Source organism: Sutcliffiella horikoshii (assembly GCF_021991925.1).
GTDB lineage: Bacteria > Bacillota > Bacilli > Bacillales > Bacillaceae_I > Sutcliffiella_A > Sutcliffiella_A horikoshii_F.
In genome coordinates this window covers 22,341-42,336 of sequence record NZ_RXZI01000010.1, presented here as the reverse complement: position 1 = coordinate 42,336, position 19,996 = coordinate 22,341, and the positions used below count along the sequence as shown (strand labels likewise).

15 protein-coding genes are annotated in these 19,996 nt (G+C 46.0%); 11 read left to right on the top strand and 4 right to left on the bottom strand.

Annotation, left to right across the window (positions count from 1 at the left end; all coding sequences use genetic code 11):
• Positions 1-10 precede the first annotated feature (10 nt).
• From EKQ44_RS19180 to EKQ44_RS19130, 11 genes are all read left to right on the top strand, one after another.
• Positions 11-1,279: a DUF58 domain-containing protein gene (locus tag EKQ44_RS19180; RefSeq protein ID WP_237665171.1), complete on the top strand. Its 1,269-nt coding sequence runs from the start codon at positions 11-13 to the stop codon at positions 1,277-1,279.
• A gap of 182 nt (positions 1,280-1,461) precedes the next feature.
• On the top strand, positions 1,462-2,394 hold the full coding sequence (locus tag EKQ44_RS19175; RefSeq protein WP_237665170.1) for an ABC transporter ATP-binding protein: 933 nt from the start codon (positions 1,462-1,464) through the stop codon (positions 2,392-2,394).
• Positions 2,395-2,407: 13 nt separating this feature from the next.
• Positions 2,408-3,670, top strand: a complete 1,263-nt coding sequence (locus EKQ44_RS19170) for an ABC transporter permease (protein WP_237665169.1) — start codon at positions 2,408-2,410, stop codon at positions 3,668-3,670.
• Positions 3,671-4,774, top strand: coding sequence for an ABC transporter permease (locus EKQ44_RS19165; protein WP_237665168.1), 1,104 nt, complete (start codon positions 3,671-3,673; stop codon positions 4,772-4,774).
• Between the two features lie 100 nt (positions 4,775-4,874).
• Complete coding sequence (locus EKQ44_RS19160; RefSeq protein ID WP_237665167.1) at positions 4,875-5,102, top strand: helix-turn-helix transcriptional regulator; 228 nt, start codon at positions 4,875-4,877, stop codon at positions 5,100-5,102.
• Positions 5,092-5,505 carry a hypothetical protein gene (locus EKQ44_RS19155; RefSeq protein ID WP_237665166.1) on the top strand — a complete coding sequence of 138 codons (414 nt, stop codon included), beginning with the start codon at positions 5,092-5,094 and terminating at the stop codon, positions 5,503-5,505. Before EKQ44_RS19160 ends, EKQ44_RS19155 begins: the two co-directional genes overlap by 11 nt.
• A gap of 100 nt (positions 5,506-5,605) precedes the next feature.
• Positions 5,606-7,597, top strand: a complete 1,992-nt coding sequence (locus EKQ44_RS19150) for a methyl-accepting chemotaxis protein (RefSeq protein ID WP_237665165.1) — start codon at positions 5,606-5,608, stop codon at positions 7,595-7,597.
• Positions 7,598-8,051: 454 nt separating this feature from the next.
• Positions 8,052-8,582: a sigma-70 family RNA polymerase sigma factor gene (locus EKQ44_RS19145; protein ID WP_237665164.1), complete on the top strand. Its 531-nt coding sequence runs from the start codon at positions 8,052-8,054 to the stop codon at positions 8,580-8,582.
• Entirely contained in the window at positions 8,569-9,858 is a 1,290-nt protein-coding gene (locus EKQ44_RS19140; protein ID WP_237665163.1) for a hypothetical protein, read from the top strand. Before EKQ44_RS19145 ends, EKQ44_RS19140 begins: the two co-directional genes overlap by 14 nt.
• A 205-nt stretch (positions 9,859-10,063) precedes the next feature.
• Positions 10,064-11,104, top strand: coding sequence for a LysM peptidoglycan-binding domain-containing protein (locus EKQ44_RS19135; protein ID WP_237665162.1), 1,041 nt, complete (start codon positions 10,064-10,066; stop codon positions 11,102-11,104).
• Between the two features lie 412 nt (positions 11,105-11,516).
• The gene (locus EKQ44_RS19130; RefSeq protein ID WP_237665161.1) at positions 11,517-12,158 is read left to right on the top strand and encodes a hypothetical protein; all 642 of its coding nucleotides are present in this window, start codon (positions 11,517-11,519) and stop codon (positions 12,156-12,158) included.
• A 165-nt stretch (positions 12,159-12,323) separates the two neighbouring features.
• Here EKQ44_RS19130 and metH read toward each other — a convergent pair whose 3' ends face one another.
• From metH to EKQ44_RS19110, 4 genes are read right to left on the bottom strand one after another with little or no spacing between them, the layout of a single operon-like run.
• The gene (gene metH / locus EKQ44_RS19125) at positions 12,324-15,803 is read right to left on the bottom strand and encodes a methionine synthase (RefSeq protein ID WP_237665160.1); all 3,480 of its coding nucleotides are present in this window, start codon (positions 15,801-15,803) and stop codon (positions 12,324-12,326) included.
• Positions 15,796-17,655 carry a bifunctional homocysteine S-methyltransferase/methylenetetrahydrofolate reductase gene (locus tag EKQ44_RS19120; protein ID WP_237665159.1) on the bottom strand — a complete coding sequence of 620 codons (1,860 nt, stop codon included), beginning with the start codon at positions 17,653-17,655 and terminating at the stop codon, positions 15,796-15,798. The genes metH and EKQ44_RS19120 overlap by 8 nt, the downstream gene beginning before the upstream one ends.
• Positions 17,639-18,835, bottom strand: coding sequence for a cystathionine beta-lyase (metC, locus tag EKQ44_RS19115; RefSeq protein WP_237665158.1), 1,197 nt, complete (start codon positions 18,833-18,835; stop codon positions 17,639-17,641). Before metC ends, EKQ44_RS19120 begins: the two co-directional genes overlap by 17 nt.
• Complete coding sequence (locus tag EKQ44_RS19110) at positions 18,832-19,950, bottom strand: methionine biosynthesis PLP-dependent protein (protein ID WP_237665157.1); 1,119 nt, start codon at positions 19,948-19,950, stop codon at positions 18,832-18,834. The genes metC and EKQ44_RS19110 overlap by 4 nt, the downstream gene beginning before the upstream one ends.
• Positions 19,951-19,996 lie beyond the last annotated feature (46 nt).

Below are 19,996 nucleotides of genomic sequence, written 5' to 3'. Positions count from 1 at the left end.
AGGACGATAAATGGATCCTAACCAATATGATTTGTATTTGAAAACACGGTTCCAACGGATAAAAGATCGGGTCAGGGGTAAGAAGTCCAGACAATATACAAATGGGGAATGGAGCGGGTGGGAGCAACAGATTGAGAACGAAAGAATGCACCGGATGATGAATGCCGTTCTTTTTCTTTTGTTGTCTGCCTCCATCTTCCTTGGTTCCACACCGATGATTTTTCTTTTTTTCGCCATTTTAGCTTATATGTGGGGGAACTTCTTCTATCTCTCCTATGTGGCCAAAAGCCTTGAGATCCGCATAATCGAGGAGCGTTTAAAGCTATTCACCGAGGATAAAGGAATGTTACGACTAAGGATCACCCACAACAGTATTCTTCCGATATTTTTTGGGAAGCTAAGGGTGGGGACGGACAAGAGCCTATTGTTTCAGCACGGAGTTGAGCTAATACATATCAATCAGTTACATTTTCCTTTTCAACAGGTTGGGAGAAGCCAATGGGAGGTGGAGCTTCCCTTTACCGCTGTGAAAAGAGGGGTTGCAAAGCTTCGGTTATTCGACATGGAAATTGATTCTTTCTTTGGGTGGGGCAAGGTGTATCTTCAGACAAGGGATAAGATGAAGTTTGAAGTGATTGTCTACCCAAGAAGTGAGCAGGTAATGGGGCTTGAAAAAATCCTTCCGAAAAAACAGGGGGAGCAGCCTTCCAGAAGTTCATTATTTGAAGAGAAAAGTAAAGTACTTGGGACAAGGGAATATGTAAATGGTGATTCCTTCGGACAGATTCATTGGAAGGCAACGGCCAGAATGGCTAGTCTGCAGTCCAAAGTGTATGAGCGGACCTCCCAATTATCCTGGCTATTCATCATTGATATCAGCACAAGCAGTTTAGAGGAGAAGCTTCGCGGGGTGGCTTTTTTGGTGCAATATGCCACAAAGCACAACATTACAATCTCGATTCTGGTGAACATCAAGAAGTTCGGGAGTCCGTCGTATATCGTGTTGAATGCAGGAGAGGGCAAGCAACAGCTACATGCTGCTTTAATGCTGCTGGCCCGAATCCAGGTGGAAAATGTGATGATCCCAAATTCGATGTTTGCTCAAGTCCTCCATCAGCATGCGCAAGCATATCCATATGTGATTGCCTGTGCAGAACAAGTGACAATCGAGAAGTGGAATCTACCGCAATCCACAGAGGCATTCGCCCTGGAGGGTATAGGAGAAGGTGTGAAAATGGTGAGAATACCATTTCAGGCAAAAAGGAAGGTTGTGGGGTGAAGCATGTGCTTCGCCTATTTTTTTTGCTAAAGGTTGTTTTCGTAAACTTTGTTGCTTTTTTGAGTAAGGACCCTTGCGTAAAAATGACTAAAGTCACCCCCATCCTCCGAAACTAATGACCTTCTTCAGGTTAACTCTCCTCCCACCGATAGTATAGTAGAAGTAACAAAGGGGGCATCCATATGCTAGAAGCCATTCAACTGACAAAATCGTTCAAAAACAGCCAAGCCGTTAAAGGTGTTAATTTATATCTGGAAAAAGGGGAAACGGTGGGATTGCTTGGTCCCAATGGAGCAGGCAAGTCCACCACCATATCCATGCTTTCCTCCCTTGTCCAGCCGACAAGTGGGGATGTTTTACTCAAAGGGGAAAGCGTCAAAGAGCAGCCGCAGCACCTCCGAGAGATTCTTGGGGTGGTTCCACAAGAAATTGCCGTCTTCCCTGAGCTCACAGCCTATGAAAATATGAGTTTTTTTGCAAAGATTTATAAACTGTCAAAAAATGAACGGAAACAACGCATAGAAGAGGTTTTGACATTAGTAGGCCTGGAAAAGCGGCAAAAAGAGCCCGTCAAGCAATTTTCCGGGGGGATGAAGCGTCGTCTTAATATTGCGGTGGCTTTGCTACACCGGCCGGAAATCTTGATCATGGATGAGCCAACGGTCGGGATCGACCCGCAATCAAGAAATTATATCCTCGAAACGGTGAAGAAGTTGAACGAGGAAAATGGGATTACGGTCCTTTACACAAGTCATTACATGGAGGAAGTCGAATTCCTCTGTCGGCGTCTTTATATCATGGACCGCGGGGAAGTGATCGCCTCCGGGACAAAGGACGAAGTGAAGAATATCCTCTCGTCTGAGCACACGATCGAAGTGGAAGTAGAAAAGATAAAGCCGGACTTCATCGGAAAGCTGGAGTCCAACCCAGCCATCTCTACCGTGACAACGTTGGAAAAGAAAATCATCCTGTTAGCACCGAAGAAAATAAACCTCCTAGAAGACGTTTTCCATGCTGCCAAGCAGACAGATAGTCCCCTCAAGGGCATACAAATAAAAGCGCCGACACTCGAAGATGTCTTTTTGCATCTGACAGGTCGCAAGCTTCGGGATTAGGGGGAGCGTCCACGTGTTACGTGCATTTATCAAAAAAGATCTCCTTCACTTACTTCGGGATAAAAAAGAAGTCCTGATCTTGCTCGCGATGCCATTTGTGTTAATTACCATCCTTGGTTTTGCCTTAGGGGGAAATGCTAGCGGGGACATCACATTGAATGCTCAGGTTGCGGTCATTGACCCAGGCAACCTCAAAGCCGAGCTAAAGCAATTCGACGAATGGATGCAATCTGAGGGAATCCCTGACCAAGCAAGAGTTTCCATCCTAGAAGCTGCCGAACAGACTTCCATGCCAGAGTTACTCGTGGATACAGTAATGAAGGAGGAACTCCAAAATCTGATAACGGTGACAGAAAGACAAGATTTGACAGCAACCTTGCAAAATGACTACTATGCAGGAGTCATTCATTTTCCTAAATCTCTTCGCTTTGAAACGTGGAAAGGGCAATTTTTCAATCAGCAAACAACGAAAGACTTGCAGCTCTACCTGAACGAGGAAAAAGGACTAGAAGCCAGTGTCATCTCAGATGTGGTGGAGAACTTTACCGACCAGATGCGATTGCATACGGTATTGACACAAGAGGCCCAACAATCAAACCTGGCCGCACCGGAGTTTGACGCGATAGCGGAGGTCATCGGTGAAACAATAACGGTGGACGGGAAGGTGCCGGTGGATTCCTTTGGCTATTTTGCAGTGGGTATGAGTACAATGTTTGCTTTGTATGTGGTGTCCTTTGTTGCGGGTTATGCCTATTACGAAAAAGCAACATTTGTGTATGACCGCATCCTGTTAACCAATACAAACCCTTGGACGTACGCGACAAGCAAGTGGTTATCAGCCGTCTTGATTTGCTTTTTGCAACTTTGTGCCCTATACGGATTGGCAGCGGTGATTTACCAGGTAATCTGGCCGGATCTCCTAGCATTCTTTACCATCACCCTTTTCTTCAGCTTTGTGGTCGGTTCGATGGCAGTGTTGATCACTGCGTTGAATTATCGCTTTGAAACGCAACGGATTTCTACCATGTTTTCGGGATTCCTTGTCAGTGTGTTTGCTTTCTTGGGCGGAAGCTTTGTCCCTTGGAATGAGGTTTCCGACACGATGTTTACCATCGCCTCCTTTACGCCAAATGGGGCGGCCCTGCAAGGATACCTGAAAATATTAAGTGGAGGAGAGCTTGCAGGTGTGACCGATCATCTTTTCCGCTTAGCGGTGGTGAGTATTGGCCTCATCTTGATAGCCATTCCTATTTTTCCAAAAAGGAGGTTGATCTAAATGAGGGCGATTCTAATCAACCATTTTCAGTATTTAAAAAGACAGCCTTTTGCAGTAATCGGAATGATTGTTTTAACGTTTGTGTTTGCCCTTGCCTTAGGGCAGGTGAACCAAGGTGCTCCGGTAGAGGTCCCTGTTTATTCAACCACCCTTACCGAAGCGGAACAAACAGAAATGATACAGGCATTAAATGCAAAAGCGGAGGATACCATGTTTGTTTCTGAACAGGAAACCGCTGTGAAGGAAAAACTCGAAAAAGGAACGGTTGATATCGGGCTGCAATTGGAGAAGGATCGGTACAAACTCTATCTTAGTGCCACCACTCCCAACACAACGCTGATGGAGGCGCATGTAGCAAACGTGCTGCAGTCAGAACGTACGCTTACTACAGCAGCTCAAAGGCTCGATGTTTCAACAGATGAGTTGAGAGAGAAGGTAAAAGAAAGCAGCAGTCTCTATGCGGTTTCAGAAAAATCCTTTAAAGAAACTGAGTTCATCTATGATTCTTCTCTGCAGGCCTTGTTCGGATTTTCACTTTTCTTTGTGATCATCACGGTCACCTACACGGTCAGTACTGTTTTGGAGCAAAAGAGAAATGGAATGTGGAATCGGATGATCTTATCTCCTTTAACCAAGGTTCAGCTGTACTTGGGACATGTAAGCTTCAGTTTTTTGTTGGGATACGCGCAACTGACACTCGTTTATTCCATTTTTCATTTCGTTTTAGGAGTGGACCTAAGAGGAGGATATCCAATGATTTTCCTTGTGGTCATTCCATTTTTGTTTGCGATCGTGTCCCTTGGCATACTCATCAGCGCGCTTGCCACCAATCCAAGGCAATTGGATGCAGTCATCCCGTTGATATCAGTGAGTATGGCCATGATCGGAGGCGCATACTGGCCGCTGGAAATCGTTCAATCTGAGGCTTTGCTCACCTTGTCCAAACTGATCCCGATGACCTACGGGATGGAAATGCTGAAGGGCGCAACCCTCTTGGATTGGTCCTGGTCGCAATTTCTCCTTCCATCCTCCGTTTTATTTTTCATGGGCATCCTCTTTATGGGGATCGGGTTGAATCTTATGGAGCGAAAAGCGACTGTGTAAATTTTTTATGAGGAAATTGTGTAAAGATATCTTTACACATTTCCTTTTTTTGTTTATAGTCAATGTAAAGATATCTTTACCTTTTATGGAGGGGACGCCCGTGGCAGTAATCAATCACATCAAAGAAATCCGGCAAAAGCGTGGAATTACCCAGATCAAGATGGCCGAGGATCTGCAAATCACCAGGCAAACGGTGAATGCCATTGAGAAAAATAAATACAATCCAAGTCTGGAGTTGGCCCTCAAATTGATTGCCTATTTTGATGTGCCGATGGAGGAGATGTTTTATCTAGAAGAGGAAAAAGGGGGAATAGGGGATGAAGAATAAGAAGAAATGGTTCTGGTTGACATGGGGAGTCATCTTAATATGCATGCAGATTGGCGGAACTTTAGGGATCTATATAATCGGCCGGGAAGAAGGGGTTTTTGATTATAGCCTTTTACTTTCCATGTTTGGCGGAACCTTGGGAGGGCTTGTCTTGGTGCTCTTGTTCATGTACTTACGTAAGAAAAGGAAGCGGAAGTTACCGGAATTTGATGAGCGCAGTATGCTATTGATGAAACGCTATTTCTTGGGAGCCTTATATTTCGTGTTCATAGGCAGCGCAGCTATTGTCGTGACACTTGCGTTCCTTGGGGTGGAAACGGTGGAAGTGGGAATGCTGGCTGTGTATCTGAGCATCTTGTTTATAATCGTTGGAATGGGAGCGCTAGTGACGGCGCGGCTGTAAATGATTTTTTCGAAAAATAAAGACTTCTCCTTTGTTTCTTAACATTTAATATCCTATGTCGATAAAATATTTATCTGTTAAAAACAAAGGAGACACATACATGTTTACATCATTACGAGGCAAACTGGTCTTTTCGTTTTTGCTACTCATATTCCTGATAATAGCAAGTGTTGGAATCGTTACATACAACCAGGCAAAAGGGAAGATAGATCAAGATGTGGTGGCAGATGCGGAAGCGGCCATGGGGGACCTTGAAAAGACCATTCAAATTTATTTAGATAACTATTCTAGTGTCCTGACATCTTATGGGAGTACTTCATTAGTCAGTGACTTCTTAGTAGATGGTTCATCTTCTAACCAAAATACCATGTTAGAAGGGTTCAATCAGGTATTGGAAAACTACCCAAGTATGCAGGTGCTATATCTGGCAACGAAGGAAAAGGAATTCCATTCTTCTCCATCCGTAGAGCTGCCGGCTGATTTCGATCCGACCACTAGGGACTGGTACACAGCTGCCATGCTTAGTCCGGGCGAAGTCATCTATACAGATGTCTATATAGATACAAGTACAAATGAGCCTGTCATCACGCTTGCTAAAGCGGTAACTGCAAATGGAATCGTTCAAGGGGTTCTTGCAACTGACATAAACCTTTCTTCTTTGGAGGAATTGGTTTCCCAAAAAGAGTTAGGATATGGCGGTTACAGCATTCTTTTGGATAGAAATGGGGTAGCGTTGGTACACCCTACATTGGTGGGGGAGAATCTTCTAGAGCAGGATCTACCTTTTATCGATAATATTTACCAAGAGGAAGCGAAGGATGGGGTACAAAGATATACGTACGACGGGCAGAAAAGGATACTTGCATTCAATACCATCGATAAGACCGGTTGGAAAATTGGTGGAGTGTTCGTAGAGAAAGACATGCTTGCACTGGCAAGTGGCATTCTGCGAACCATCATCATCGTGGGGATCATCGCTCTGGTTGTCGCGACGATCTCTACCATTTTACTAGCTCGCTATATTACTAGACCGATCTTAAAGCTGAACACCGAAGTGACCAAGGTGGCAGAAGGAGATTTAACAGGAGATATCGAGGTTCGCTCCAAAGATGAAATCGGAGTGTTGGCAACTTCTTTTAAAACAATGCTTGTTAACATGCGCGAGATGATCGGGACGGTGGCAGATTCTTCTCAAAAAGTGAAGGTGGCCGTGGAGGATATGAGTGCCGTCACGGAAGAGGTCTCCGCAACGAGCGAAGAGATGAACCGTGCCATTGAAGAGGTTTCAAAAGGAGCGGTTCAACAAGCGACCGACCTTGAGGGCACAAGCTCCCGCACACAAAATCTTGCCGATCATATAGAAGATGTTTTATCTAAACAGGAGAAGCTGGACGCACTTTCTGGACAAATCATCACGGCCAATGAAATGGGTGTAAGGAAACTAGAAGCCCTTCAGGGGCACACGCATGAATCAACGGAGATCGTGATCAGCCTCAATGGGTTGATGACCCAGTTTACGGAGAAAATCAATAGTATCGAAGAAATCACACACACCATCAATGAAATTTCCAATCAGACGAATCTGTTGGCGTTAAATGCAAGCATAGAAGCGGCACGCGCCGGAGAACATGGCCGTGGATTTGCGGTCGTCGCAACCGAAGTGAGGAAGCTTGCCGAGCAGACTGCTGATTCGACGCATCACATAAAAGAAACGATTTCGAGTATCCAGGAAGAGTCCAAGGTGATTGTAGAAGAGATGGAGAGGACGAATCAAATCTCCGGCGAGCAGAGTGCCGCTGTAAAGGATACCGGCGAATCCTTTGGGGAAATCGCCACCAACATTCGCTCCATTGTAGGGTTCATCGAGGAGATCATGGACAACATGAACGCAATGAACGAGTCAAAGGAAGAGGTGCTCGCCTCCGTTCAAAGCATCTCCGCCATTGCTGAGCAATCTGCTGCAGGCACCGAAGAAATTGCCGCTTCCACCGACGAGCAAGTGAAAGCGATTAGCAGTATCGCTTATTCGGCTGAAGAGTTGCTCGCCATGAGTGAGGATCTCAGCGAGTTGATAAAGAGGTTTAAATTGTAGGATTGGGATATTTTGGAGGACCCCGGCCGGGTGGATTTGTGAATGGCCGGGGTTTTTTGAGCTTATTGAGGCCACTCCATTGTGAGGAGAGGTTTTCTGGTATATTTTAAATTTTTTGGATATCACTCTGGGGATTTCGTGATATAGCACCAACTTCAATGATATATTTCAAAATTCGTGATATCCCTTGAAATTTCATGATATAACTCAAAAATTCATGATATATCTAGAAATTTCATGATAAATTTCAAAATTTCATGATATATTTTAATTTTTCCTGATATACCCTCCATTTTCCCGATATCCGTTTTTTTGTGTTGTTATTTCGCACTTACCCGTCGCTTCGCCCCCCATCACACCCCACTTTTACTTCTCCCCAGCAAAATTTTGCTAGTTTACTTGGAACGTTTTTCAATAGTCACTTGTCTAATAAGGGAAAGGAGGTCACAGCAAAGTGAAAAGGTTAAAAAGATTGTTCAAATCGCCACCAAGTGGCCCGACATTCGAGTCCTTGATAAAAGATGAGCAAGAAAAATTATATAAGATAGCCTATGCCTATGTGAAAAATGAACAGGATGCTTTGGACGTGGTGCAGGAGGCCATCATCAACGCGTACAAGGCATTCCCGAAACTCGAGAATCCCCAATATTTTTCCACGTGGATGACACGTATTCTGATCAACACCGCAATCAACGAGCTGCGACGAAGAAAGAAGATTACCTTCCTTGATATAGAAAAGCACGAACAGTCCGCCAAAGAAACGCATCTTTCCATACATAAGCTGGACCTTGCCCAAGTGCTGGAAAGGCTCAAACCAGAACAACGAAGCTTGCTGATGATGAGGTTTACCTACGGTTACTCCATCAAAGAAATGGCGCAAATTTTTGAAAAGCCAGAAGGAACGATCAAATCGCAGCTACACAGGACTTTGGCCCAGGTAAAAGCAGAACTGGAAGAAGGGGGAGAAAAGTATGGAGAAGCTTAGCCGCAAAATCGGATCGGAATTTGAGGGCATAGATGTCCCGACGAATGAGTTAGATGAGAGGGTGCAAAAAGCACTGGAAATTGCGCAAAAGCGGGAACGGAAAAAGTCCTCTAGACTACAAACACTTAAAATGAATGCTGTTGCCGTTTTGGTAATCGGGATTGTTGCAGTCTTGTTCCAATCAAACTTTTGGAATACAGAAAGCACTTCAGGATTTGGGTATCAAAAGGGGATTATCTATAACCATAGCGGAGGCATGTCAGGAATTAAACAAATAGCAAAAGAAGGTCGCGTCCACCATTTAAACCTAGAAGAGGAAACCTCAAATGTGAAGGTACAATTGAAGGAAGCCTATTACGATGCAGGCGTTGTGATGATAGGTTATCAAATGGAGTCAAAAACCCCATATGAAGGGAATGTACTCGTCCATCTTACTGCTAGGGATGCAACAGGCTATTATACTTCCAGATTCATGGACTTTGATCCAAACCAAACAGAGCAAGGGGTATTTCATTTCGAACACTCAAACTATTTCATTGAGGATGAAAACTTTGAACTAAGGCTCATTTTCATGAAAGAGGATCACAAGAAAGAAGAAATAAGCTTTCAGTATACACTCGAAAAAGCTTCCGGCCTAACGGAAAAGGCCGTAGGAAATGAAGCGGAAAATCAAGCTGGTGTCTGGCTGAGAGTGGATCAAGTGAAAGAAACGATGTCCAGATTAGAACTGATTGGCACGATGCGCCTTCCAGAACATTTTGGGAATATACATGAGGAAATTTCACCACAGCTAGCATTAGTTGGTACATCTGAGGATGGCTCCATTAAAGTTTCAGCCCCAAATGGTCAAGGCTGGGGTTACAATTCCCCTGACAAAGAGGAAATAAGAGTACAGGGACAGTTTGCCCCTTTACGGGATGTTAAGGGAACGAAAGCAATCCCATATATCACAAAATGGGATTCTCAAATAATATCGCAAAGTCTTAAAAAGGGTACCGCGATGGAAGTCATGGATCAAACCATAAAGGTCAATCAGATAGTACAAAGCCTTGACGAAGTAACCATCAGCATTTCAAAGGGGAGCTTGCCTGAAGAATATATAGTAGGGTTTGTAACTTTAGGAGTAGGTGGTTATAGCGAAAACGTAGATTCCTATAAAATAACCGGTGATAGAATGGATTTGACCTATAAAGTGAGAGGGAATCCAAGAGACTTAGAAATATATCACCTTCCTGTGGAGCATTTCTTTAGCGACTTAAGAGTTGATGTGAGATGAGGATTTTTGAAACGGCTGCCTTTTTCAGCCGTTTTTTTCGTAAGTATTTCTTCTTAATTAACATCCACTAATAGTAAAAATATAAGTCTATTTTCCCCTTTTCATTTTCCACCCTGATAATTTTGCAGATGTATACGAAATATCTTCTTGATTTCGACAAAATACTTCTAACAGAAGAATATATTGGTATATTTCAAGGGGGATTATGGTGGAAAGTCAGAATATTAAGTCTCGTAAAGAGAGAATTGAGAGACAAAAAAGGGCAAGCAAACTGAAGAGAAATAGAAAAATGGTTAGTTATGTCCTAGCTGGAACGCTTGCTACTAGTGCATTTATCACGGTGAATACAAAAAGTGGTGGAGTGTTGGCAAATGCTCAAGTTTATCAAGTGAAACCAGGTGATACGCTATATTCGCTAGCTCAAAAAAACGGTTTATCCGTCAAAGAATTAAAGTCGCTTAATGGTCTAAAGTCTGATGTCATCAAAGTGGGACAAATATTGAAGGTCAGTGAAGCTAGTTCTAAAGATAGGGAAGCGAAAACTGTCATTCACACGGTTACCAAAGGTGATACTTTATTCTCAATCTCCCAGAAGTACGGGACTACTGTCACAGCAGTCAAACAACTAAATGCTTTGAAGAGCGATGTAATTAAAGTTGGCCAAACGCTTACCATTAGCCAAGTCCAAACGACAACTGTATATAAGGTAAAGTCTGAAGATACATTGTTTAGCATCAGTAAAAAATTTGGAGTCGCAGTGGGCTTGATTCAAAAGGAAAATAACCTCACAACAGACATTATTTTTGTTGGTCAGCAGCTGAGCATCCCGACTTCAACAGGCGGCACCCCAGTAATAGAAAATAAAAAGAAAACAGTTTCAAAGGCATATTACACGGTCGCACCTGGAGAAACATTATGGGGAATTGCCAACAAGTTCAATCTATCTGCTTACAAATTAAAAAAGGATAACAACCTTTCCTCTGATTATGTATTGATAGACCAAGAGCTTAAGATCCAGACGGATGGGTTAATAAAAGCAAATGCCGTCATAACCGGAGTGGTCGACCGTAATTCAGTGGAGTTCATAATAGAAGGGGAAAAAGAACCACTTGTCTTACGGGTGGCATATGGAACAGCTGGAAATTATGATATCATCGCTGGGGCAGAGCTAATGATTATTTATAAAGATGGGGTGAGCCCTGTTTTAGTGGATCTTGTGTTTGCTAATGAGGGGTTTGGTTACTGATAGTAAGAAGGGGATCACTTTACTTGAAGTGGTTCTTTCTTTTTGCAGGAATCATGAAAAAGAGCCTATTTTTGTTGGATAAATATGGATCGGACGCAAGTCTCTCTTCGGACAAGAATACAAGAAATGAGTAAGGTTCGGACAAAGTACGGAGGAGTTCGGCCAACTTTTATTGGGCGTTCGGCCACCATAAAATTCCGTTCGGTCAACTTTTGAGAAACTTCGGACTACTTCCCAAAATCTTCGGACATTTAAAAAACAGCAAGCATCCCCTAGCACCAAGAAGCACCGTTCATCCTCCCCCTTCCAAACTCCCAACCTCCCCATGAAATAGAAATAGCCCTCAATCAAGAAGGTATTTTGCCAGCTTTATAGAAATAGTTTCCAATGATGAAAAGAAAGCAGGTACCACATGTTCAAAAACAAACCAGCCTTATATGTTTCTGTATCACTTATTGTCGTTGCAATGATTATGTCCTTTCCTTTTAAACTGAGCACCCCATATGGGCCGGAGCGGACTTCCATACTTTCGATTCCTACTCGGACAGCGGAAGGACCGGTGTATCTGGGAATGATCATTGTATCCATTCTATTGTTGGGATTGGTCTTTTTGGTACTAGCTCTGAAAAAATACCGCGTACGCGCTGTTCTTATTGCCATTCTTTTATTTGTTTTTGGTCCGTTAAAAATAGCAGAGGCATACCAGAATACTTATGCTACGGGACTCGATGCAATTTCGTATGATCGGGATAGGAGTTCTTGCTCCTATGCAAAGAAGAATGACACAACCATGACAGCCCATTGCGAATTGTATCTTCAAAATTATAGTAAGGAGGATGTGACATTCATGCTCACTTTTTATGAAGAAGAGTATGCAATAGGGTCACACTTTATGAACAGTGCAGGTCCATTCGAAGTTACCGTTCCCAAAAAGAACCAGAATCCAGTAATCTTGAAACGAAAGCTGAAACTAGAAAAGGAGCAGCCTTTTTCGGGGTCTGATAGTCATTTCAACATTATTTTGGAAGTCAAAGGAAAGAAACGAATTCTTTAATCAAACGTTCGTTTAAAAGAGTCACAATAGGGACAAAACATCCATCAAACGTTTGTTTAAATTTCCCCAACACGTTGGTATGCCTAATCAAACAGCAATTAATCAAACGTTCGTTCAATAAAAAACCCGCGCTGCCACTCAACATGGCCACGCGGGAATCCCTAATTACAACACATTAAAATATCTAGCCTCTGGATGGGCAAACACAATTGCAGATACCGATGCTTCCGGCTCCATCATGCAGCCATCCGTAAGCTCCACCCCAATATCCTCTGGCTGAATTAACTTGAACAACTTCTGCTGATCATCCAGGTTCGGACACGCTGGGTAACCAAACGAGAAACGCTGTCCTTGGTACTTGGCGGAGAATCGTTCCTTCATCGTAAAGCTGACAGGATCCGGGAAGCCCCAGCGGTCACGCATCTGCTGGTGGACGAGTTCGGCAAGGCCCTCAGCAGTCTCAAGCGCCAAAGCCTGCAAGGCATGGCTTTCTAAAAAGCGGCCTTCCTTTTTATATGCGGCGCCCAGTTCACGGATTCCACGGCCGGCCGTTACCGCAAACAGTCCCACATAATCCATGACACCACTGTCACGTGACTTTACGTAATCAGATAAACAAAGATGTGGCGCTTTTGCCTGTCTCGGAAAATCGAACTGTTCGATCACTCTAGAAGTGTCTTTCGGGTCATAAATGAACAGAGTATCACCTTCTGATTGAGCCGGGAAGTATTGATACACGGCAGCAGGAGTGATGAGTTTATTCCGCTTAACTTCCGACAACAGCTCATCCACCACACCCTTCACTTGCAAGGTGCGTTCGTCTTTTTCAGCTACTAACCTCTCAATCTTACCTTTTACCCCAAGGTGATGACCAATCAACATCTGCATATTGATGTATGGCTCCACATGGGAGACGGAAATGTTCCGCAGCAGGTGGCGTTTCGTATCACTTGGTGTGAAGACGCGCACATCCCGGGAGACATTGGAGCGAACTTTAACGGCTGTCGCCACCGCACCACCATCTGCCACATCACCAGAAGCATCCGCAGCAGCAGCCTCCGCCTCACGCAACCGCTTCTGTTTCTCTGCCTGCTCATTCACCAACACTTCCAACTCTTCAGGGGAACGCAGCTGGTTGGCAAGCGACAAGCCGTTCATCGCATCCTTCGCATACAGGACAAGCCCTTCGTATTCTTTAGAGATCTTGTTGTCCGTGAACTTGCGAGACAACGCGGCCCCTCCGACTAAAATCGGAACCGAAATATCCGACTGCTTCATATCTTGCGCTGTCAATACCATCTGTTGTGCAGATTTCACGAGCAGGCCGGATAAGCCGACGATATCTGGCTTTTCTTTTTTGATAGCTTGAATTAAGTCGGTGGAAGTCACTTTTATTCCTAAATCGACCACATCATACCCGTTGTTGCTCAAAATGATGTCGACTAAATTCTTACCAATGTCATGTACATCACCCTTTACAGTTGCGAGCAGAACTTTCCCTTTAGAAGAGGAGGTATCACTGGCTTCCATATGCGGTTCTAAAAATGCGACCGATGCTTTCATGACCTCAGCGCTTTGCAAAACTTCCGCAACGATCAGTTGATTGTCGTTAAAGAGACGCCCAACTTCCTTCATCCCGTTCATCAATGGTCCATTGATGATTTCAAGTGGGGTGGGATAGGAGGCCAAGGCAAGCTCCAAATCAGGGAGGAGCCCTTCTTTTGTCCCTTCCACCACATAGTAGGCGAGTCGCTCTTCAAGCGGCATATCTGGAATATTGGACTTTGCCTCTTTCTTTTTGCCTCGGTAAAAGTCCGTAAACACCGCTAACGATTCATCGGTAGTCTCAAACAGCAATTTCTCCGCCATCTCGACCTCTTCGGATGGGATGGAAGCGAAGCGCTCCAGCTTTTCCGTGTTCACGATCGCATAGTCCAGGCCTGCCTGTGTGCAGTGATAGAGGTAAACGGCATTGAGCACTTCACGCCCAACAGGTGGGAGCCCGAAAGAAACGTTGCTGACGCCAAGAATCGTCAGACAGGCAGGGAAGTGTTCTTTTATCAGACGGATCCCCTCAACCGTTGCATTCGCCGAACCGATATATTGTTCATCACCGGTACCGACAGGGAAGACAAGCGGGTCGAAAATAATATCCGTCGGGGAAACTTTGTACTTGTTCACCAAAAGGTCGTAGGATCGCCTAGCGATCTCCAGTTTCCGTTCCGAGCTAACACCCATCCCTTCTTCATCGATCGTCCCGACGACAAGTGCCGCTCCGTATTTATGGACGAGAGGTACAATCGCTTCAAAGCGCTCCTCGCCGTCCTCGAGGTTGATGGAGTTGATGATCGCTTTTCCTTGTGAGTATTTCAAAGCGGCCTCGATGACCTCTTCATCCGTGGAATCGATGACAAGCGGGACCTTCACTTTCTTGACGACTTCTTGTACAAAAGCTTTCATATCCTCCAGCTCATCGCGGTCTGGATCGGCAAGGCAAATATCGATGACATGTGCGCCGCCTTTGACTTGGGCACGGGCCACTTCTGCCGCTTCTTCAAACTTCTTCTCGGCAATCAGTCGCTTAAATTTGCGGGAGCCGATGACATTGGTTCGCTCCCCGACCATGATCGGGCGTAGGGAAGGGTCGTCATAGATGAACGATTCAATCCCTGACACGCTATGGTGGTCGGCAACGGTGGCATGGCCGCGCGGCTTGTAATCCTTCATCACATCCGCAATCGCGCGGATATGGTCTGGAGTCGTCCCGCAACAGCCGCCGACGATGTTCAGCCAACCTTGCTCGGCAAAGCCCGCAAGCTTCGTGGCAAGGGACTGAGGTGTTTCGTGGTAATGACCTTCCTCATCCGGCAGGCCTGCGTTTGGATAGCAGCTGACCGCACTTTTGGACAAATTGGACAATGTTCTAATATGGTCCTGCATGAATTCCGGGCCTGTCGCACAGTTTAGTCCGACTGCAAGTGGCTTCATGTGCTCCACAGAAACGTAGAAGGCATCGATGGCTTGACCTGCAAGGGTGGTTCCCATCGGTTCGATGGTGCCGGAGATGATGACAGGGACGGTGACACCAGTCTTTTCAAAAGCACGCTGGATGCCGAGGAACGCACATTTTACATTCAGCAAGTCCTGGCTCGTTTCTACTAAAAGACAGTCCGAACCGCCGTCCAGCAATCCTCGTGCCTGCTCCTCATAGGAATCTGTCAGTGCATCAAAGGTTGTTCCGCCCGTAACGCTCAGTGTTTTCGTTGTCGGACCGATGGAGCCTGCCACAAAGCGGGGCCACGCTGGGGTGGAGAACTGAGCAGTCGCACGCTTGGCAATTTCCGCGCCAAGCCTATTAATCTCGTAAGCCTTAAAACCAAGCTCATACTCATCAAGGACAAGGTCTGTCCCCCCGAAAGTATTCGTCTCCACAATATCGGCACCGGCGTTCAAATACTCCACATGGATACGCTCGATGACATCGGGTGCGGTGATATTCAGGTTTTCATTACAGCCGTCATATTCTTCGCCGCCAAAATCATCAGGTGTAAGGTTTGCCTGCTGAAGCATCGTTCCCATGGCGCCGTCCATGATCAGTATTTTCTTTTGCAGTTGTTGTTCTAGTAGTGTGATAGGTTTAGACATTTTGAACCCTCCTGGATGAATGGAACGGACCGTATTTTTTTGCATAGCTGGCAAGCTCGACTGTCAGTTCATAACGCATGAACGGTGTGATCAGATAAATTCCATTGAATAGCTCCAGTGCGGCATCCAGCAACCCCTTCGCGATGTTCAGCCCCTCAAGGACTGCCTGCTGCGGGTCATTCTGATGACGATTCATCCCTTCAAGCACTGGTGGAGTCAGTTTGATTCCCGGCACCTCATGATGAAGGAAATTCGCGTTCCTGCTGCTGATCAATGGCATGATGCCAATATAGATGGGGGCATCAATATGTTTGGTAGCATGATAGACTTCCAATAATTTTTCCTCTGAAAAGACGGGCTGACTGATAAAGTAGTCTGCTCCTGCATCTATTTTTTTCTCCAGCCGCTCGACGGCCTTATCTATGACGCGTACGTTCGGATTGAAGGCGGCCCCGACTGAAAAGTTGGTGCGCTCACCAAGCTCTTTTCCAGACAGGGAGACGCCTTGGTTGAATTGCTTGATCATATTGATCAGTCCAAACGACGTCACATCGTAAACGGAGGAGGCCCCAGGGAAATCACCGACCTTCGTCGGATCACCAGTCACTGCCAGAACATCGTGGATGCCAAGCTGATGCAGTCCCATCAAGTGGGATTGCAAACCGATGAGATTGCGGTCACGGCAGGTGATATGGATGAGTGGACGCAAGCCGATATCCGATTTCACGATCGAGCCGAGTGCGGTGTTGCAGACCCTTGGGGATGCAAGGGAATTGTCCGCTAGCGTTAGCGCATCAATGCCTGCATCCTTCAATGCCTGTGCGCCGCTCATAAATTTTTCAGTGTTCAATTTACGGGGTGGATCTAGCTCCACGATGATGGATTGTTCCTTTTTTGCCTTTTCAAAAATAGGTGTCGGCACGTCCTTCTTTTGGGAAGGGATGATGACCTTTCTTTCTTTTCGCTTTACCTGCTTTTCTTTTAAAGGGGCCACGTCCCGAAGTGCCTCGGAGAAAGCCTGGATATGGGCAGGCGTTGTCCCGCAACAGCCTCCTAGCAATCTCACACCTTGATCTCGAAAAGCTAAAGCCGTTTGTTTAAAATATTCGGCATCACTCTCATACTCCAGCTTCCCATCGACATAGGAGGGAAGGCTTGCATTCGGATAGGCGGAAAGGTAGGCATGCTTTGGAATCGATACCTCTTCCAGTGTCGAAATCATGTGAAAAGGTCCCAACCTGCAATTGAGGCCGACGATATCCGCCCCAAGTGATTCCAAGCGGTGGAGGGCGTCTGTTATATGCACACGGTTTTGTAGATAGCCCACTTCCTGAAGGGAGACCTGGGCAATGATGGGAAGGTTCGTTTCTTTTCTGGCAATTTGCAACACCGTCTCCAGTTCTTCCAGGTCATAAAAAGTTTCTAGTAATATACCATCCACCCCTTCAAGTAGCAGGCAGTATAACTGCTCCCGGAAGGTGCGTTTTATCTCTTCGAGTGGAATGGTTTCCGGTTTGATGGCCCGGATGCCACCGATCGTACCGACCACATGGGCATCTGGATGATCTGCCACCGCTTTTTTGGCTAGCCTTACCGCCGCACTGTTTATTTCTTTCACCTGATCCTGCAATCCATAGCGCTCTAGTTTATGGTAATTGGCCGCATACGTATTTGTCTGGATGAGGTTCGCACCGGCATTAAGGTAAGCCTTGTGGATGTTATAGATCTGACTTGGATGCGATAGGTTCAGCTCCTCAAAGCAACAATCCGATCCGAATGAATAGAGGAGGGTCCCCATTGCACCATCTGCAATCAATATTTTGTCCTGCTGTAAACTATCTAAGATTCCCATGATATACCCTCCGTTGTTCTAGGTCTAAGCTTCTAGTTGTCTGTTTTAAAGCCTGCTCAAAATCATTTATGAGATCATCCGCACTCTCTAGGCCTACTGACAGGCGAAGTAAAGAATTCGAGATGCCGCGTTTCAACCGTTCCGCTTCTGGCATTGCCGCATGGGACATTTTCGCTGGGAAGGAGAGGATCGATTCCACTGCCCCTAAGCTAACGGCAAAAACGGGGATTTCCACTTGATTGACAAAGGTGCGCAGGTCCTCTTCGTTTTGTAGCTCAAAAGAAAGGACGGCACCTGGCCCCTGAGCCTGCCTGTGTTGAAGCGTGAAACCAGGATGTGTCGTCAACCCAGGAAAATGGACCTTCTTCACGGCAGGATGCTTTTCTAGGTAACTGGCAATCTTGTAGGCTGATTTTTGTGACTGTTCGAGCCTGACATGCAACGTTTTGAGTCCTCTTAAGACGAGCCAAGCGTCTTGGACACCAAGTACGGCCCCGAAGGAATTTTGCAAAAAGGCCAAACGCTCGGCAAGGACCGGATCCTTGGCCACCGCAAGTCCTGCCACGACATCACTGTGTCCGGATAGGAACTTCGTGGCACTGTGAAGGACAAGGTCCGCGCCAAGCTCGAGAGGCTTTTGCAATGCCGGTGTCAGGAAGGTGTTATCGACAAACGTCCAGGCTCCCGTGGATTTGGCAATGGTGGAAATGGCCGTGATGTCCGTTACTTTCAACAAGGGATTCGATGGCGTTTCCACATAGAACAGCTTGGTGTTGGCTTGGATCGCTGCTTTTACTTTATCCAGGTCGGTCATATCCACAAAGGTATGCTCCACACCATAGCGGGTCAGCACCTCTGAAACCATCCGGTAAGTGCCTCCATACACATCTTCTGAGATCAATACGTGATCCCCTTGTGAGAGAAGGAGGAAAGCAGTCGAAATCGCCGCCATCCCAGAGGAAAAGGCAAAACCCCTTGTTCCTTCTTCCAGCTGGGCGATCGTTTCCTCTAGGGCCCCCCGGGTCGGATTGGCAGAACGGCCATAATCATATTTACCAAAGGAATCGATATCAGCCTGATGGAAGGTGGAAGCATGCTGAATGGGCACGCTGACAGCACCAGTGTTTTTATCTACCTTGTGGCGATTATGCAACAGCTTCGTTTGAAAAGAATGGCTCACGATAGGACCTCCTTTTGGATGGAAGCAGCCTTTAGCGCCGCCTCTAAGTCTTCAATCAAGTCTTCTGCGTCTTCGATGCCGACAGAGAAGCGCAACAGCCTGTTGCAAACACCGGTCTCGATGCGGATTTTTTCCGGAATGTCCGCATGTGTCTGGGTGGCAGGGTAGGTGATGAAGCTTTCCACACCGCCAAGGCTTTCAGCAAAAGTGATGAGGCTGAGGTTCTGGAGCAACGGATTCACCCATGCCTCGTCTTGAATCCGAAAGGAGAGCATCCCGCCCCTTCCCGGATACAGCACATCTGTAATGGCATTGTGCTGACCCAAGTAATCGGCGATTTTCTTCGCATTCATTTCGTGCCGTTCCATGCGAAGGGATAAGGTTTTCATCCCGCGAATCAATAACCATGAATCGAATGGACTCAACACAGCGCCAGCTGCATTGTGGTGGAGGGAGAGTGATTCACAAAGCTCCGAGCCTTTTGCGACAATGAGTCCAGCCAGCACATCATTGTGCCCGCCAAGGTATTTAGTGGCGCTATGAATAACGATGTCAGCGCCGAGTGGTATGGGGTTTAATAAAACAGGGGTATAGAACGTATTGTCACAGATCAAAAGGATTCCGTGCGCTTTTGCAAGCCCGGAAACGGCTTCAAGATCTGTTTCTACCATCAGGGGATTGGTTGGAGTCTCCACAAAAATGGCCTTTGTCTGTGGAGTGATTGCATCTTCGATTTGTGACAGGTCGGTCGTATCCACATAGCTACAACACAGTCCCCATTTCTTATAACCTTCTTCAAAAAGACGGTACGTGCCGCCATACAAATCCTTACATACGATAAGGTGGTCACCGGTCTTGAAGAGGGAAAGGATCGTCAAGATCGCCGCCATGCCGGAACTACAGGCAAACCCTTGGTCGCCGCTCTCGAGGTCTGCAATGGCTTTTTCCAACACATGTCGCGTCGGATTTCCGGTTCTTGTGTAGTCATAACCTGTTGATTGCCCAATCCCATCGTGTCGATAGGCAGTGGAAAAATAAACAGGTGGATTGACGGTTCCAGTGGCAGTTTCTGAGCGGTTTCCAATTTGCGCAAGCTTCGTTTCCGTTTTATACATGATAAAGGCCTCCTATATTTTGCAAGTGACGGCTTTCTATAGCAGA